The organism is Streptomyces sp. NPDC007901 (genome assembly GCF_042959465.1).
In the GTDB taxonomy this organism is placed as follows: domain Bacteria; phylum Actinomycetota; class Actinomycetes; order Streptomycetales; family Streptomycetaceae; genus Streptomyces.
Window position 1 is genome coordinate 104,157 of the sequence record NZ_JBIBKW010000009.1, and the last position, 17,466, is coordinate 121,622.

Here is a 17,466-nt window from a genome sequence, read left to right on the forward strand (position 1 = left end):
GACACAGGAGTCTGCCTCGACAACGTGTGCGACGGCGGCATCGCGTGTCAGACTGCACGCGTACTTGTGCACGTAGGGGAGGCGTGGCGTGAGTGAGCGGCGTGCTGCGCCCACGGTAGGTCAGGTCGTGCTCGGCAAGCGGCTCCAGGAGCTGCGCGAGGCGGCGGGCCTGGGCCGGGACGAGGCGGCGCGGGTGCTGCGGGTGGCACAGGCGACCGTACGGCGCATGGAGATGGCCGAGGTCGCGCTGAAGATCCCGTACGTACAGGTGCTGCTGGAGACGTACGGGGTGGCCGAGGAGGAGCAGGCCGCGTTCGTGCGGCTGGCCGAGGAGGCCAACCAGCCGGGCTGGTGGCAGCGGTTCCACGATGTGCTGCCGGACTGGTTCAGCCTGTATGTGAGCCTGGAGGGCGCGGCCCGGGTGGTGCGCTCCTACGAACCGCACTTCTTCCCCGGCCTGTTGCAGACCGAGGCGTACGCGCGGGCCGTGATGGAGGCCGGGACGATCGGCCACGCCGACCCGACGGCCGTCGAGCGGCATGTGGCGCTGCGTATGACCCGGCAGCGGCTGCTGGAGCAGGACGATCCGCCCCACCTGTGGGTGATCATGGACGAGACGGTGCTGCGCCGCCCGGTCAGCATCGACTGCGGCGTGATGCGCGAGCAGGTGGACAAGCTGCTCTCCTTCGTCGAACGGGACCGGATCACCCTGCAGATAGCCGAGTTCGCGAGCGGCCCGCACCCGGGGACGTACGCGCCGTTCACGCTGTTCCGGTTCGCCGAGCCCGAGCTGCCGGACATGGTCTTCACCGAGTACCTGACCGGCGCCCTGTACCTGGACTCGCGGGACGAGGTCGGGGCCCATCTGGAGGTCCTGGACCACATGACGGCCCGGGCCGCCTCGGCCCAGCGGACCGAGGACCTGCTGCGCGAGTACCGCGACAAGATCTGAGGACCCGCACCATCCGAAGACCCGCACCACCTGAGGACCCAAGGAGCACACACCGTGACCGCACCCGAGCCCGCGCCCACCGCCGTCGACACCAGCCGGCCGCATCCGGCGCGGGTGTACGACTGGTGGCTGGGCGGCAAGGACAACTACCCGGTGGACGAGGAGCTCGCCCGGAAGATCCTCGCCGTGGACGGCACGGTGCTGCGCGGGGCGCGCGCCAACCGCCGGTTCATGCAGCGGGCCGTGCGGACCGCCGCCGAGTCCGGCACCCGCCAGTTCCTGGACATCGGCACCGGCATCCCCACCGAGCCCAACCTGCACCAGGTGGCACAGGGCGTGGCGGCGGAGTCGAAGGTGGTGTACGCGGACAACGACCCGATCGTGCTGCGGCACGCCGAGGCCCTGCTGCGGGGCACGCCCGAGGGCAGCACGGCGTATGTGCACGCCGACGTCCGGGACGTCGACACCCTGCTGGCCCGGGCCGCCGAGACGCTGGACTTCAAGGAGCCGGTCTCGCTGTCGCTGGTGGCGCTGACCCACTACCTCGGCGACGACCCGGACGGCGACGACGTGTACGGCCTGCTGAAGCGGTACGTCGACGCGCTCGCCCCCGGCAGCCACCTGATCCTCTCCCAGGTCACCCCGGACCTCAGCCCCGAGGCCATCGCGCAGGCGGCCGAGAACTTCCGGCGCAGCGGCACCCCCTTCCACCCGCGTTCGCTGCCCGCGTTCTCCCGCTTCTTCGACGGCCTGGAGCTGCTCGGCCCCGGCGTGATCCCGGTCTCCGGCTGGCGTCCGGAACCGCAGGACGTGGCGCTCCAGCAGGAGGGCATCGTGCCGGTGTACGGCGGGGTGGCCCGCAAGGTCTGACCCGTCCGGGTGCCCTGAACAGGTGCGTTCCCGCGCCCGCCCCTAGCGTCGAAGCGAAGGGTGAGCAAGGGAGCGCAGGTGACCGACACCGAGACACCGTCCAAGGAGCCGGGCGCGGCGCTGCTGGGCGCCGCCCGGTTCTTCCGGCCCGGCACGCCCGCACCCGACCTGCACAGTGTGGCCCTGACCGGCGGCCGGGAGGCGGACGCCTTCTACCGGGACCGCTGGAGCCACGACAAGGTCGTGCAGTCCACCCATGGTGTGAACTGCACAGGGTCCTGTCGCTGGAAGGTGTACGTCAAGGACGGGATCATCACCTGGGAGACCCAGGAGACGGACTACCCGTCGGTCGGCCCCGACCGCCCCGAGTACGAGCCCCGCGGCTGCCCGCGCGGCGCCGCTTTCTCCTGGTACACGTACTCGCCGACGCGGGTGCGCTACCCGTACGTCCGGGGCGTGCTGCTGGAGATGTACCGGGAGGCGAAGAGCCGGCTGCGGGATCCCGTGGCCGCCTGGGCGGACATCCAGAACGACCCCGAGCGCCGCCGCCGTTACCAGCGGGCGCGCGGCAAGGGCGGCCTGGTGCGGGCGACCTGGGACGAGGCGGTGGAGATCGTGGCCGCCGCCCAGGTGCACACCATCAAGGCCTACGGCCCGGACCGCATCGCCGGCTTCTCCCCCATCCCCGCGATGTCGATGGTGTCGCATGCGGCGGGCGCCCGCTACCACTCCCTCATCGGCGCCCCGATGCTCTCCTTCTACGACTGGTACGCGGACCTGCCGGTGGCCTCCCCGCAGGTCTTCGGCGACCAGACGGACGTACCGGAGTCGGGCGACTGGTGGGACGCGGCCTATCTGATGATGTGGGGCTCGAACGTCCCGGTGACCCGCACCCCCGACGCGCACTGGATGGCGGAGGCCCGCTACCGCGGCCAGAAGGTGGTCGTGGTCGCCCCCGACTACGCGGACAACGCCAAGTTCGCCGACGAGTGGCTGCATCCGCACCCCGGCACGGACGGCGCGCTGGCCCTTGCGATGGGCCACGTCATCCTGAAGGAGTTCTTCGTCGACCGCGAGACCCCGTTCTTCGCGGACTACGTACGGAAGTTCACCGACCTGCCGTTCCTGGTGACCCTCACCGAACGGGACGGCGCCCACGTGCCCGGCAAGTTCCTGCGCGCCACCGACCTCGGGCAGCGGGGCGAGGGCGCGGAGTGGAAGACGGTCGTCCTGGACGCCGCCTCCGGCCGCGCGGTCGTCCCGGGCGGCTCCCTCGGCTTCCGCTGGACCGACACCGGCGAGGGCCGCTGGAACCTCGAACTCGGCGCGATCGAACCGCAGTTGAGTTTGTACGGCAGTGAGGTCGCGAGCGGGGTCGAGGTGCTGCTGCCGCGCTTCGACACGGACGGCGGCGAGCACGGCCAGGGGCGTGGGGCCGTGCTGCGGCGCGGGGTGCCCGCGACCCGGCTGGGCGGGGCGAACGGCCCCCTGGTGACGACCGTCTACGATCTGCTGCTCGCGCAGTACGGGGTGTGGCGGCACGGCCTGCCGGGCGGCGGCTGGCCCACCCACTACGAGGACGCGAGCGTTCCGGGCACCCCCGCCTGGCAGGAGCGGCACACCTCGGTCCCGGCCGCCAAGTGCGTCAAGATCGCACGGGAGTTCGCGCGGACCGCCGAGCGCTCCAAGGGCCGCTGCATGATCCTGATGGGCGCCGGCACCAACCACTGGTTCCACTCGGAGACCATCTACCGCGCCTTCCTGTCCCTCCTCCAGCTGACCGGCTGCCAGGGCCGCAACGGCGGCGGCTGGGCGCACTACGTCGGCCAGGAGAAGTGCCGCCCGGTGACCGGCTGGGCCTCGCTGGCCTCCGCCAACGACTGGTCCCGGCCACCGCGCCAGATGATCGGTACGGCCTACTGGTTCCTCAACACCGACCAGTGGCGCTACGACCGTTTCGGCGCCGACGTCCTGGCCTCGCCGCTCGGCGAGGGCCGGCTCGCGGGCATGACCGGCGCGGACTGCCTCGCGCTGTCGGCCCGCACGGGCTGGATGCCCTCGTACCCGACCTTCGACCGCAACCCCCTGGAACTGGGTGAGGTGTTCGGCGACCCGGTGGCCAAGGCGGTGGCCGAACTCCGCGCGGGGACCCTGAAATTCGCGTGCGAGGACCCGGACGCCCCGGCGAACTGGCCGCGCGTGCTCACCCTCTGGCGGGCGAACCTCCTCGGCTCGTCGGCGAAGGGCGCCGAGTACTTCACCAAGCACCTCCTGGGCACGCACTCCTCGCTGCGCGCCGAGGAGGCTGCCCCGGACGAGCGCCCCCGGGACGTGAAGTGGCACGAGGAGGCACCCGAGGGCAAGCTCGATCTCCTCCTCTCCCTGGACTTCCGGCAGACCTCCTCGACCCTGCTGTCGGACGTCGTGCTGCCCGCCGCCACCTGGTACGAGAAGCACGACCTGTCGTCGACGGACATGCACCCCTACGTGCACTCCTTCACCCCGGCCGTGGACCCGCCCTGGCAGGCGCGCACCGACTTCGACACCTTCAAGACGCTCGCGGAGCGGCTGAGCGAGCTGGCCGTGGACCACCTCGGGGTGCGCAGGGACCTGGTGGCCGCGCCGCTGCAGCACGACACCCCGGGTGAGATCGCCCAGCCCGGAGGGGTGGTGCGGGACTGGAAGCGCGGGGAGTGCGATCCGGTCCCGGGCGAGACCATGCCGAACCTGACCGTGGTCGAGCGGGACTACACCGCGATCGGCGCCAAGTTCGCGGCGCTGGGGCCGCTGGTGGAGCAACTGGGCCTGCCCGTCAAGGGGATCACCCTGAAGCCGGACGAAGAGGTCGCGCGGCTGCGGGAGTCGAACGGCGTCGGCTACCAGGGCCGCCCGTCCCTCGACACGGCGGTGAAGGCGGCCGACGCCATCCTGGCGCTGTCCGGCACCACCAACGGCCGGCTCGCCACCCAAGGGTTCCGCACGCTGGAGCGGCGCACCGGGCAGCGGCTGGCACACCTCGCCGCCGAGCACGAGGGCAAGCGGGTCACCTACGCCGACACCCAGGCGGCCCCGGTGCCGGTGATCACCTCGCCGGAGTGGTCGGGCAGCGAGTCCGGCGGCCGGCGCTACACGGCGTTCACCCTCAACACCGAGCAGCTCAAGCCCTGGCACACCCTCACCGGCCGCCAGCACTTCTTCCTCGACCACGACTGGATGCACGAACTCGGCGAGGCGCTCCCGATCTACCGGCCGCCGCTCGACATGCACCGGCTCTTCGGCGAGCCACGGCTCGGCCCCGACGGACAACGCGAAGTGACGGTCCGTCACCTCACCCCGCACAACAAGTGGTCGATCCACTCCGAGTACCAGGACAACCTGTTCATGCTCGCGCTCTCCCGGGGCGGCCAGAACATCTGGATGTCCCCGCAGGACGCGGACGCCATCGGGGTGCGGGACAACGACTGGGTCGAGGCGGTCAACCGCAACGGCGTGGTGACGGCCCGGGCGGTGGTCTCGCACCGGATGCCGGCCGGCACCGTGTACATGCACCACGCGCGGGAACGCACGGTGGCCGTCCCGAAGACGGAGACCACCGGCGGGCGCGGCGGCATCCACAACACCCTCACCCGCCTCATCCTCAAGCCCTCCCACCTGATCGGCGGCTACGCCCAGCTGTCCTGGGCCTTCAACTACCTGGGCCCCACGGGCAACCAGCGTGACGAGGTGACGGTGATCCGCCGTCGCAGCCAGGAGGTCGAGTACTGATGCGTCCGATGGCCCAGATCGCCATGGTCATGAACCTCGACAAGTGCATCGGCTGTCACACCTGTTCGGTCACCTGCAAGCAGGCGTGGACCAACCGGCGGGGCATGGAGTACGTCTGGTTCAACAACGTCGAGACCCGGCCCGGCCAGGGCTATCCGCGCCGCTACGAGGACCAGGAGACCTGGCGCGGCGGCTGGGAGCTGAACCGGCGCGGGGCACTGAAGCTCAAGGCGGGCGGGCGGCTGCACAAGCTCGCCGGGATCTTCTCCAACCCCAGGCTCCCGGAGATCAAGGACTACTACGAGCCCTGGACGTACGACTACAAGAACCTCACCGACGCCCCGCTCGGCGACGACTACCCGGTGGCCCGCCCGGTCTCGCAGCTCGACGGCAAGCCGATGAAGATCGAGTGGTCCTCGAACTGGGACGACAACCTGGCCGGCGCCCCCGCCTACGGCGACCTCGACCCGATCGTCGAACGCACCCGCCAACAGGCCGCCGACAAGGTGAAGTTCGAGTTCGAGCAGACCTTCATGTTCTACCTTCCCCGCATCTGCGAGCACTGCCTCAACCCGTCCTGCGTCGCGTCCTGCCCGTCCGGGGCGATGTACAAGCGGGCGGAGGACGGCATCGTCCTGGTCGACCAGGACCAGTGCCGGGGCTGGCGGATGTGCGTGACCGGATGCCCGTACAAGAAGGTCTACTTCAACCACGCCACCGGCAAGGCCGAGAAGTGCACGCTGTGCTACCCCCGCCTGGAGGTGGGCCTGCCGACGGTCTGCTCGGAGACCTGCGTGGGCCGGCTGCGCTATCTCGGGGTGGTCCTCTACGACGCCGACAAGGTGACGGCGGCGGCCGAGACCAAGGACGAGAAGGCGCTGTACGAGGCCCAGTTGGGGGTCTTCCTCGACCCGGAGGATCCGGGGGTGCGGCAGGCCTGCGAGGCGGCGGGCATCCCGTACGACTGGCTGGAGGCGGCCCGCCGCTCCCCCGTGCACCGCCTGATCAGCAGGTACCGGGTGGCGCTGCCACTGCATCCGGAGTACCGCACCCTGCCGATGGTCTGGTACATCCCGCCGCTGTCGCCGGTCGTGGAGGCGCTCTCGGAGACCGGCCACGACGGCGAGGACGCCGGGAACCTCTTCGCCGCGATCGACACCCTGCGCATCCCGCTGGAGTACCTCGCCGAGATGTTCACCGCCGGCGACACCGTCCCGGTGCGGGCGTCCCTGGAGAAGCTGGCCGCGATGCGTTCCCACATGCGGGCGCTCAACCTCGGCGAGGAGCCGGACGCGGCGATCGCCGCCGCCGTGGGGATGGCACCGGAGGAGATCGAGGCGATGTACCGGCTGCTCGCGATCGCCACGTACGAGGACCGCTATGTCATCCCCACGGCGGCGGTCGGCGACGCCCGCCGCCTGGAGGAGTCCGCGCTGCCCGAGGGGTGCAGCCTCGACTACGACGGCGGCCCGGGTATGGGCGGCGACGGACCCTTCGGCCAGGACTCGGGCCGCAAACTGCTCCCTCTGGTGTCGGTGGAGAACTTCCACGTGCTGCGCAGACGGCAGACAGCCGACACTCCCGACCAGGCGAAGGAGGACTGATGCCCTCGGACGCGGTGTTCTACCAGGCGGCGGCGCTCTGTCTCACCTACCCGGACGACGACTTCGTCGCCCGGCTGCCGCTGCTGCGCGAAGCCGCCCCGCAACTGCGGGAGTTCACCGACCACGCGACGGTGACCCCACCGCAGGAGCTGGCCGCGCACTACGTACAGGTCTTCGACTTCAAGAACCGGCACAGCCTCTACCTCAGCTGGTGGCAGGACGGCGACACCCGCCGCCGGGGCATGTCCCTGGTCCGGTTCAAGGACCTCTACAGGGCGTACGGCATGGAGTTCACCGGCGAGGAACTGCCGGACTTCCTGCCCGCGGTCCTGGAGTTCACGGCCCGCACCGGCAACACGGACCTGCTCACCGAGCACCGCGACTGCCTGGAACAGCTCCGCTGCCGGCTCACGGACTTCGGCACGCCCTACGCGTCCGTCCTGGACGCGGTCTGCGCCACGCTGCCGCCGGCACCCACCGGAGCACGCCGATGACCACCCTCCTGTGGGGCGCCCTGCCCTACATCGCCTTCGCCCTCCTCGTGGCGGGCCTGGTCTGGCGCTACCGCTACGACAAGTACGGCTGGACCACCCGCTCCTCCCAGATCTACGAGTCGAAACTCCTCAACATCGCCTCCCCCGCCTTCCACTACGGCATCCTCTTCGTCCTCGCCGGCCACCTCGTCGGCCTGTTCGTCCCGACGTCCTGGACGAGCGCCGTCGGCGTCAGCGAACACACCTACCACCTGTTCTCCCTCTACGGCGGCACGTTCGCGGGCGCCCTGACGGTGGCGGGCCTCGCCCTCCTCCTCCACCGCCGCCGCACCCGCGCCCCCGTCCTCCGCGCCACCACCACCAACGACAAGGTCATGTACCTCTTCCTGGTCGCCGCGATCGTGCTGGGCATGACCGCGAAACTGACGCACACCTCCGGCGACGGCTACAACTACCGCGAGACGATCGCCCCCTGGGCCCGCAGCCTCTCCACCCTCCAGCCGCGGACAGCCCTGATGACGGACGTCCCGGTCCTCTACCAGGTCCACGCGGTCATCGGCATGATCCTCATCGCCCTGGTCCCCTACTCCCGCCTCGTCCACATGTTCAGCGCCCCACTCCCGTACCTCTTCCGCCCGTACGTGGTGTACCGCACGAGAGACCCGAACCAACTGGGCCCGAGACCGGAGCGCCGGGGCTGGGAAACGACCCGCCGCTAGCCTCCACACTCATTCCTTCCCCGCCGCGCCTTCAACGTCTTTTCTCCACCGCGGCGGATTGAGGCGGTGCCTCACCCAGCCGTACCCCTCTCGTCGTCCACGATCTCCGCGTCCACCACACCCTCCTCCTCGTCGGCCTCGGGTGCCCGCTGTTCCCCGGCCGAACCGCCGGCGGCGGACGCATACATGGCCTGGCCCATCCGCTGGCTCACCGTGGCCAGCTTCTCCACCCCGCCCCGGAGTTCGGCGGTGTCGGCGTTCCGCTCCAGCAGCGCCTTCAGCTCGGCCACCGCGCCCTCCACGTCGGCCCTGACCTCCGCCGGCACCCGCTCCTCGTTCTCGCGGACGAACTTCTCGGTCTGGTAGACGAGTTGCTCGGCCTGGTTGCGGGTCTCCGCCGCCTCCCGGCGTTTGCGGTCCTCCTCGGCGTACTGCTCGGCCTCCCGCATCATGCGGTCGATGTCGTCCTTGGGCAGCGCGGAGCCGCCGGTCACGGTCATCTTCTGCTCGCGGCCGGTGGCGAGGTCCTTCGCCGAGACGTGCATGATCCCGTTCGCGTCGATGTCGAAGGCGACCTCGATCTGCGGTACGCCGCGCGGCGCCGGCGGCAGACCGGTGAGGTCGAAGACGCCGAGCTTCTTGTTGTACACGGCGATCTCCCGCTCGCCCTGGTAGACCTGGATGCCGACCGAGGGCTGGTTGTCGGTGGCGGTGGTGAAGATCTCCGAACGCCGGGTGGGGATCGTGGTGTTGCGCTCGATGAGCTTGGTCATGATGCCGCCCTTGGTCTCGATGCCCAGGGACAGCGGGGTGACGTCGAGGAGCAGCACGTCCTTCACGTCACCGCGTATGACACCCGCCTGCAGGGCCGCCCCGACCGCGACGACCTCGTCCGGGTTGACCCCCTTGTGCGGGTCCTTGCCGGTGAGTTCCTTCACCAGATCGGTGACGGCGGGCATCCGGGTCGAGCCGCCGACCAGGATGACGTGGTCGATCGCGGACAGCCGCACGCCCGCGTCCTTGACGGCCTGGTGGAAGGGTTTCTTGCAGCGGTCCAGCAAGTCAGCGGTCAGCTCCTGGAACTGAGCCCGCGTCAGCTTCTCCTCCAGGTGCAGCGGCCCCTCGGCGGAGGCGGTGACATACGGCAGGTTGATCGATGTCTCCGTCGACGAGGACAGCTCGATCTTGGCCTTCTCGGCGCCCTCGCGCAGCCGCTGCAGCGCCATCCTGTCGTTGCCGAGATCGATGCCGTACTGCCCCTTGAAGCGTTTGACGAGGTGCTCGACGACCCGCTGGTCCCAGTCGTCGCCGCCCAGACGCGTGTCGCCGTTCGTCGCCTTGACCTCGATCACGCCGTCGCCGATCTCCAGGAGGGAGACGTCGAAGGTGCCGCCGCCGAGGTCGAAGACGAGCACGGTCTGCTCCTCGCCCCGGTCCAGGCCGTAGGCGAGGGCCGCGGCGGTCGGCTCGTTGATGATCCGCAGCACCTTCAGACCGGCGATCTCCCCGGCCTCCTTGGTGGCCTGCCGCTGCGCGTCGTCGAAGTACGCGGGGACGGTGATCACCGCGTCGGTGACGTCCTCGCCGAGGTAGGCCTCGGCGTCCCGCTTGAGCTTCTGCAGCACCCGCGCCGACAGTTCCTGGGCCCGGAAGCGGGTGCCGTCGACGGACCCGCTCTCCGGGAACCGCCAGTCCGCGTCGCCCATGTGCCGTTTCACCGAGCGCGCGGTGCGGTCCACGTTGGTCACCGCCTGCCGCTTGGCGACCTCGCCGACCAGCACCTCGCCGTTCTTCGCGAAGGCCACCACCGACGGGGTGGTGCGCGCACCCTCGGCATTGGCGACGACGGTGGGCTCACCACCCTCCAGGACGGCCACCACCGAGTTCGTCGTGCCGAGGTCGATCCCGACCGCACGTGCCATGTCCGTCCCCTTCCGCCCGGGCACTTCCCCGACTCCAGCACAAAACTTGAGCGGGCCGTTGTCAATGCCGGGTACGCCGTAAACAACGATGCCGCACCCCGGTGACGAGGCGCGGCATCCGAAGGGGGACGGCGGTCAGGCGAGCTTGGCGTCCAGGGTGATGGTGGTGCCGGCCAGGGCCTGGCTGACCGGGCAGTTCTTCTTGGCCTCCTCGGCGGCGGCGACGAAGCCCTCCTGGTCCAGGCCGGGGACCGTGCCCTCGACGGTCAGGTGGATCCCGGTGATGCCCTCGCCCGGCTGGAAGCCGACGTCGGCGCTGGTCACCAGCTTGGTGGGCGGCGTGCCGGCGCCGGACAGGGCGTGCGAGAGGGCCATGGAGAAGCAGCTGGAGTGGGCGGCCGCGATCAGCTCCTCGGGGCTGGTCTTGCCGTTCGCCTCCTGCGAGCGCGAGGCCCAGGTGACCGGCTGCTGGCCGATACCGGAGGAGTCGAAGGTGATGACACCGTTGCCCTCGAGGAGATTGCCGTCCCAGACGGTGTGTGCGGTGCGCGTGGTGGCCACGGTTGTTCCTTTCGGCGTGTGCAGGCGATTGCAGGCGATCGAACCGGATTCGCCGCCTCCCATCCGATCACATCCGGGCTCACCGCACCCGGAAGACCGGCCCACGGGGAGTGAACGGCAGGCGACGACCGTCCGGGATCAGATACGCGTGCTCGCGTCGCACCCGCAGGACGTCGCACCAGCCGTCGGTGATCACCAAGACCGGTGCGTTCGGCGGGAAGTCGTCCGCGCGCTGCAGGAGGTCGATGCCGGGCTGGAGGACGGTGCCGCCGCGGCCGTGCACCCGGACCCGGCCCGCGATCTCGGTCGTCGGCAGGTATCCGGCGTCGTACGGGGCCGCGTCGCAGAAGACGACCCGGGCGGCCGGGACGTCACGCGCCCCGGCGTAGGAGGCGATCGCGCCGAGGGCCTTGCCGAGCAGGGTGCGGTCCATGGAGCCGGAGGTGTCGAGGACCACCCCGAAGGTGCAGCGGGCGATCTCCTCGGGCGGGAAGTACCGGCCCGCGCGCGGGATGTCCGGGGTGGAGGACTGCCGGCGGGAGGGGCGGGCGTACGACCGTACGGCCACCGGGCTCGGGACGAACTCGTCGAACCAGCGGGCGAGTCGCGCGTCCCAGGGCAGCGGCGGATGGCTGAGCGCGCGGATCTCCTCGACCAGCCCGCCGGGCAGGAAGCCCCGGTCCTGCGTCTGGTGCAGGTCCAGGCCGTTGCCCAGCCCCCGGCGGTAGAACTCGTCGAGGTCGACGTACGCGCCGGGCGGCCTGATCGGCGCGCCCAGCACATCACCGCGCCCCTTGCCGCGCAGGGTGGCCAGCCGGCGCATCCTGCGCAGGTCGACGGCGATCCGGTCGTACACCTCCTCGGCCGAGAGGTCCTTCAACTCCGGGTCGTACAGCAACCCTTCGGGCATGGTGCCGACGCGCATCCCGACCAGCCAGCCGTTGATGACGTAGTCGCAGGCGATGTTGAAGAGGTAGTGGTCACGGCCGCCGAGGCGGTCGCCGTGGCGCAGGGCGGCGTGCAGCATCTCGTGGGCGAGGACGAACCGCCACTCCTCGTCGTCCAGGGTGCGCAGCGGGTTGACGTAGATCTCGCCCGCCTCCGGGTTGACGGCGGCGATCGCGATGTCGTGGGCGCGGGCCAGTTCGGCGTCGGCGACCAGCTTGATGCCGGCCGCGATACCGCCGAGCAGCGGATAGGAGGAGACGAACCAGTTCAGCGCCCGCTCCCAGGGGCGCCGCGGAGTCGGCGGGCCGGACATGGAGGTGCGCCGGCCGCCGGCCAGGTCCATGGCGCGGGACATGGTGCGGGTCAGCGCGTGTGCGAACGCCAGCTGCCAGTCCGGGATCTGCCCGGCCCACTTGCTCCAGGAGAGCAGGAGCTGGTCCGGTTCGCCGCCGCCTGTGCCACCGCGTTCGTAGGCGGCCGGGACGGAGCCGACGCGCCGCCAGCCGGCGGCGAGCCGCTCCTCGTCGCCCTCCGGGTAGGACGCGGGCAGGTGGTCCGGCGCCTCGCCGACCGGGAAGGTCCCCAGGAACCGGTTGACGACGGCGCAGCGGGCGGCCAGCTCGTAGTGGTCGGGCTGGCTGCGCGGCCCGGTGGCGGCCGGGAGGTGCCCGAAGCCGAGATGGATGGTGCAGTGGGCCAACGCCCAGGCCCACTCGGCCGGTTCGGCACGCCGGGTGGCGTGCGCGTGCAGCACGCCGTCCGAGTCGGCGCACACCAGCCCGTCACGGGGAGCGAGTTCGCACTTCTCGTGACGGCAGATGGTGAACTCGACGGCCCGCAGCGCCGGGTTGGCGCGCAGCAGCTCGACCCCGGCCGCGAAGTTCTCCGCCGCGGGGTCCTTCTTCTGCTCCTTCTTCTGGTCCTTCTTCTGCCCTTTGCCGGCGGCGGCCCGGCTCATCGCCGGGCCTCGACCAGGCGGGGCATGTCCCGGGCCGCCTCGACCAGGAACCAGGCCGGCAGCACGGGGTTGCCGTCGGTGTCGGAGGCGATGACGGTCTGGGCGACCTCGACGGAGATCTCGGCGAGCTGCACCAGCAGCGACTTGGCGCGGTACGCGGTCTGCCGGCCGTTCGCCGACATGTGCTCCTTGGCGGCGGGCAGGTCCTTGACCAGCCGCCCCCGGAACGACTCGGCGAGGTAGTACAGCAGGTCGCGGTCCTCGATCCGGTGCGGCCAGCCGGCGTCCCCCTTGAGGATGGCCTCGATCCCGAACCGGCTGCGCACGATCTTGACGTAGCCGCAGAAGGCGGTCGCGTGCGCGGGCGTCAGCGTGCCGTGCGCGAGGACCTTGAGCGTCCCCTCGTCGAGGCCGTGCCCGAAGGAGTGCAGGGCGTCGGAGAGCATGTGCCAGGACCGCGGGGTGGAGAACGGCTCCTCGGTCTTCGGCGGCTTGGACCACAGGTGGTCCGGCCGGTCGGTGAGGTGGTCCACGATCCACGGATGGATCCCGTGGGCGCCGGCCCAGGCGAGCCAGTCGTGCGCGGAGGCCTCCAGATGGACGTGGGCCAGCCGGTTGACGAGCGCGGAGGCGATGGGCCGGGCCAGCGCGTTGTCGGTGGCCCGGTTGCCCGCGCCGATCACGATCGACCCCTTCGGCAGCTCGTAGTTGCCGACCCGCCGGTCCAGGATCAGCGAGTAGAACGCCTTCTGCACATCCGGCGTGGCCGCGTTCAGTTCGTCGAGGAACAGACAGTACGGCTCGTCCCGGGCGATCACCTCCGGCGGGCAGAAGACCGACCGCCCGTCACGGATCTGCGGAACGCCGATCAGGTCCTCGGGCGCGAGCTGCGTACCGAGCAGACTCACACACTCCAGCCCGAGCGACTCGGCGAACTCCCGCACCAGCGAGGACTTTCCGATACCGGGGGCGCCCCAGATGAACACGGGCCGCACGGTGGCAAGGCCAAGAAGAAGTTCAGGGAGACGGGAGGGCGTGACGGTCACGGCTGCCTGCAAGAGGCCGCTCCTTGGGGGTGTTCGAGAGGTTGGCGACTCGAACAGTGTGAGCCGGGAGTCGAGCAGACGCAGCCGATTTTCTCGCCGGTAGGGACGCGCCCCAAAGGGGCGCGGGGAACTGCGCGCCAAGCCCCCACCGACCCGCAGTGAACGAACTACGCAGCTTTCTCCTCCTCGGCCACCGGAACCTGCGGCCCATCCACCTCCCGAAGCCACCGCCGCAGCACCCGATGCACGGCCTCGGCACCGACGAGCTCTTCTCCCTCCCCCATCGGCGCCGAACAGTCGACCGGCGACAACAGGAACGGCCGCCCCTGCGCGCCCCCCAACCCCCCGTGCGACCCGATCTGCTCCTCGAAGGCCAGCACTTCACCGGAGTCCGGGTCGTACCACGAGTTGACCATGATGTCGGCGGCGTGCGGAAAGGAGTGGGTCCGCCGGACGGCTTCCGCTGCGCCCGCCCCGAACACGGCCAGCGGCCCCGGACAGGCGTCGAGCCGGTCGAGCGGTATCTCCGCCCCGTACGCGCCGAGCACCACCCCGCCGTGCTCCTCGCTGCGCACCAGCAGGAACCCGACGCCGGGATGGTTGGCGAGGGTGGTGAGCAGCGCCGGGTGGCGGGCGTCGATCTCCTCCTTGGTCATCCGGTGCGGCACGTCCGGGAAGGAGACCAGGCCGAGGTTGCCGGAGGCGAGCACGATCGGCTCGCAACGCCGGGTCGGCCGGTGCTTCTCGCCGCCCTCCTCGACCGGCCGGCGCAGGGCCGCGCGGACGGCGGCCCGGGCCTCCGTACCGCTGTGGGTCCGCTCGGCGCGGCGCGGTACGTGCAGCCCGCAGCCGGCCCGGACCAGGTCGCCGAGGGTGAGGCCGTAGCGGGTGCGGAAGGTCTCGCCGGGGCTCTGGCCGTGGTCGGAGAGGACGACGATCCTGTACGGCCGCGGGGCGTGCTCGGCGGCCTTCTCGATCAGGGCGAGGGCGCGGTCCAGGCGTTGCAGCACCTTCTCGGTGTCCCGGCTGTGCGGCCCCGAGTGGTGGGCCACCTCGTCGTAGGCGACGAGGTCGGCGTAGACGGCGCTGCGGCCGACGAGCAGGTCGCCCATGACCGCGGCGACGACGACGTCCCGTTCGACGACGGTCGCGAAGGCCCGGACGAAGGGGTAGAGGCCGCCGCGTCCGACGCGCGGGCGCTGTTCGCGGAGCCGGGCCGTGGTGGACTCGCGGATCTCGCGGCCGACCTCGGCGAAGAAGGAGAGCGCGGTGCGCACGGCGTTGGCGGGGTCGGAGAAGTAGGCGAAGTAACCGGCGCGGGAACGGTTCTCCCGGCCCCGGCGCCGGGTGGCGATGGACAGCACGAGGGCCTGTTCGTCGGCGCCGCCGCTGAAGAGGTTGCCGCGGCTGGCGCCGTCCAGGGTGAGCAGGCCTCCGTCGGCGGTGCGCTCGACGGCCCGGCGCTGGAGTTCGGCGGCGCTGGACGGCCGGTTGCAGACCATCACCTCCCGGTGCTCCTTCTCGTACCAGCGGAACGCGGGCACGTCGAAGTTCGAGCCGTGCAGGATGCCGAGCTGGCTGGCGCCGGTCTGGCTGGACCAGTCGGTGCGCCAGGGGGTGAGCCGGTGGGTGGGCCGGCGGGTGGGCTGCTCCTCCCCCGCGCCCAGCCAGCCGGCCACCGTCGGCATCAGGCCCTTGGCGACGGCCGTGGTGAGGACGTCGTGGCCGACACCGTCGAGTTGGAGAAAGACGGTGCCGGGGACGGCCGGGCACGGCGGGTGGGACTTGCGGCGGCGGGTGGCGAGGCGGGAGAGCCGGCGCCGGTAGGCGTCGTCGTCGCGGACGGCGAGCGCACCGCCGGTGGCGGAGGCGACGGCGGACATCACGGCGGCGACGATCACGGCGGTCTCCGGCGCCGCCTCGCTCTGTCCGGAGGGGTTGACGCGCAGGGCGACGAGCAGGAGGGAGCCGTTGAGGAAGAAGACCAGCAGACCGAGGACGAGGGCGGGCACGAGCAGCAGCAGCCGTACGAGAAGGGGCCATACGACGGCGGAGAGCACACCGAAGACGCCGGCGCCGAGGGCGGCCGTCATCGCTATGCGGGTGGCGCTGTCACCGTCGGGGGACTGGAGCTGGAAGTCGGGCAGGATCCCGGCGAGGACCAGCATGGTGACGGTGGACACCGCCCACACCGCGACGCTCCGCCCGAGCTGACTGACGACCCGCCGCCACCGCACGCGCCACCGACCTCACGTCCGCGACCCGCGCCGGCCGCGGGTCTGCTGGCGTCAACACTGTCATACGGCGTCCTACGGCCGCGGGGCGCGAGCGGGCTCACCTCCCGTCGTAGCCGGCCGTCGGCATCGACAGCCTGCGGTGGACCCTCGCCTTCATCTGGGCGTCGTAGCAGGGCTCGGCCCGGCCCACCGTCTCCACCCGCACCCCGCGTCTCGCGCACTCCGCCGTGAACTCCTCCACCGACGACAGCGCGCTCTCCAGGACCCGTCTGCTGGGGGCGACGAAGACGTCGAGGCCGGGGCGGACGCCGGACCAGAGGGCGCTGTGGTCGTGGCGCAGGCCGCGGACCAGGAGTTCACGGGCGATGACGTACCCGTGTTCCACGGCCCAGCGCGCGCACATCGCGTGCTGGCTGCGGGAGTCGACCAGGAAGGGGTCGATCTCCAGTTCCTCCAGGGGCGTCAGACTCGCGATGGCGGTCACCCGCACCGGCGCGAGCCCGCCGGAGGCACCCCGCGGCTGTCCCATGGCGTCCCCCTCACCTCCGGGTTTCGCCGCCGACCCTACTCCTGCACGTAGGCTTCGGGGAGTCACGCGAAGGAGGCAAAGAAGGTGCCGGTGGAGATCACCTGGTGGGGTCACGCCACCTGCACGATCGAGGATTCGGGCGTACGCGTGCTCACCGATCCTCTGTTCGCGCGCCGGCTCGCGCATCTGCGCCGCCGCCGGGGCGCCCCGCCGCCGTCCGAGGCCCGCCACGCGGACCTCGCGCTCGTCTCCCACCTGCACGCCGACCATCTGCACGTCCCCTCGCTCGCCGGGCTCGCCCCGGGCACGCGCCTGCTCGTGCCCCGGGGCGCACCACGGGCGGTGCCCGCGCTCCGCAGGCTCCGTCAGCTGCGGATCACCGAGATGGGCGTCGGGGACGAGATACACGTCGGCCCCCTCGTCGTACGGGCCGTACCCGCGCGCCACGACGGCCGCCGGCTGCCGGTCGGCCCGCACCGCTCCCCCGCCCTCGGATACGTCGTCGAGGGCGCCGCCCGGACGTACTTCGCCGGCGACACCGGGCTGTTCGACGAGATGGCCGAGGCGGTGGGCCCGGTGGACGTGGCCCTGCTGCCGGTCGGCGGGTGGGGGCCGTATCTCGGGGAGGGGCACCTGGACGCCGGACGGGCGGCGCGGGCGCTGGCCGCCCTGACGCCGCGCAGCGCGGTGCCGGTGCACTACGGGACGTACTGGCCGATCGGCATGGACGCGGTGCGCCCGCACGAGTTCCATGCGCCGGGCGAGGAGTTCGTGCGCCTCGCGGCGGAGTACGCGCCGCAGGTGGCGGTGCACCGGCTCGGCCACGGGGAGGGTGTGCGGCTGGAGGTCGCGCGGTGAGAC

Annotated in this window: 13 protein-coding genes; 7 read left to right on the forward strand and 6 right to left on the reverse strand. The window is 71.5% G+C overall.

The genetic code is table 11. The features are described 5' to 3' along the window. The first annotated feature begins 88 nt into the window (after nt 1–88). The 6 genes from ACFZDK_RS28115 (at nt 89) to narI (ending at nt 8,404) form a co-directional block, all read left to right on the forward strand. Nucleotides 89–952 (forward strand): Scr1 family TA system antitoxin-like transcriptional regulator, encoded by an 864-nt coding sequence (locus ACFZDK_RS28115; protein WP_390976701.1) that lies wholly within the window; start codon nt 89–91, stop codon nt 950–952. A gap of 54 nt (nt 953–1,006) precedes the next feature. Continuing rightward, nucleotides 1,007–1,822, forward strand: a complete 816-nt coding sequence (locus ACFZDK_RS28120) for an SAM-dependent methyltransferase (RefSeq protein ID WP_390976702.1) — start codon at nt 1,007–1,009, stop codon at nt 1,820–1,822. 78 nt (nt 1,823–1,900) lie between these two features. After that, nucleotides 1,901–5,587 (forward strand): nitrate reductase subunit alpha, encoded by a 3,687-nt coding sequence (locus ACFZDK_RS28125; protein WP_390976703.1) that lies wholly within the window; start codon nt 1,901–1,903, stop codon nt 5,585–5,587. Then, nucleotides 5,587–7,191, forward strand: a complete 1,605-nt coding sequence (gene narH, locus ACFZDK_RS28130; RefSeq protein ID WP_390976704.1) for a nitrate reductase subunit beta — start codon at nt 5,587–5,589, stop codon at nt 7,189–7,191. Before ACFZDK_RS28125 ends, narH begins: the two co-directional genes overlap by 1 nt. Next, complete coding sequence (gene narJ, locus ACFZDK_RS28135; protein WP_390976705.1) at nt 7,191–7,685, forward strand: nitrate reductase molybdenum cofactor assembly chaperone; 495 nt, start codon at nt 7,191–7,193, stop codon at nt 7,683–7,685. Before narH ends, narJ begins: the two co-directional genes overlap by 1 nt. Continuing rightward, entirely contained in the window at nt 7,682–8,404 is a 723-nt protein-coding gene (gene narI, locus ACFZDK_RS28140) for a respiratory nitrate reductase subunit gamma (protein WP_390976706.1), read from the forward strand. Before narJ ends, narI begins: the two co-directional genes overlap by 4 nt. Before the next feature lie 71 nt (nt 8,405–8,475). Here narI and dnaK read toward each other — a convergent pair whose 3' ends face one another. The 6 genes from dnaK to ACFZDK_RS28170 form a co-directional block, all read right to left on the reverse strand. Next, complete coding sequence (gene dnaK, locus ACFZDK_RS28145) at nt 8,476–10,326, reverse strand: molecular chaperone DnaK (protein WP_390976707.1); 1,851 nt, start codon at nt 10,324–10,326, stop codon at nt 8,476–8,478. A 135-nt stretch (nt 10,327–10,461) separates the two neighbouring features. Further along, on the reverse strand, nt 10,462–10,887 hold the full coding sequence (locus ACFZDK_RS28150; protein ID WP_390976708.1) for an OsmC family peroxiredoxin: 426 nt from the start codon (nt 10,885–10,887) through the stop codon (nt 10,462–10,464). Nucleotides 10,888–10,966: 79 nt separating this feature from the next. Continuing rightward, on the reverse strand, nt 10,967–12,793 hold the full coding sequence (locus tag ACFZDK_RS28155) for a hypothetical protein (RefSeq protein ID WP_390976709.1): 1,827 nt from the start codon (nt 12,791–12,793) through the stop codon (nt 10,967–10,969). Further along, the gene (locus ACFZDK_RS28160) at nt 12,790–13,851 is read right to left on the reverse strand and encodes an AAA family ATPase (RefSeq protein WP_390976710.1); all 1,062 of its coding nucleotides are present in this window, start codon (nt 13,849–13,851) and stop codon (nt 12,790–12,792) included. Before ACFZDK_RS28160 ends, ACFZDK_RS28155 begins: the two co-directional genes overlap by 4 nt. Before the next feature lie 155 nt (nt 13,852–14,006). Continuing rightward, a complete protein-coding gene (locus ACFZDK_RS28165; protein ID WP_390976977.1) occupies nt 14,007–16,031 on the reverse strand; it encodes a phage holin family protein in 2,025 nt (674 codons plus the stop codon). 142 nt (nt 16,032–16,173) lie between these two features. After that, the gene (locus tag ACFZDK_RS28170; RefSeq protein WP_390976711.1) at nt 16,174–16,605 is read right to left on the reverse strand and encodes a hypothetical protein; all 432 of its coding nucleotides are present in this window, start codon (nt 16,603–16,605) and stop codon (nt 16,174–16,176) included. An 84-nt stretch (nt 16,606–16,689) separates the two neighbouring features. On the opposite strand from ACFZDK_RS28170, the gene ACFZDK_RS28175 reads away from it, so the two are divergent. Next, nucleotides 16,690–17,463, forward strand: coding sequence for an MBL fold metallo-hydrolase (locus tag ACFZDK_RS28175; RefSeq protein ID WP_390976712.1), 774 nt, complete (start codon nt 16,690–16,692; stop codon nt 17,461–17,463). Nucleotides 17,464–17,466 lie beyond the last annotated feature (3 nt).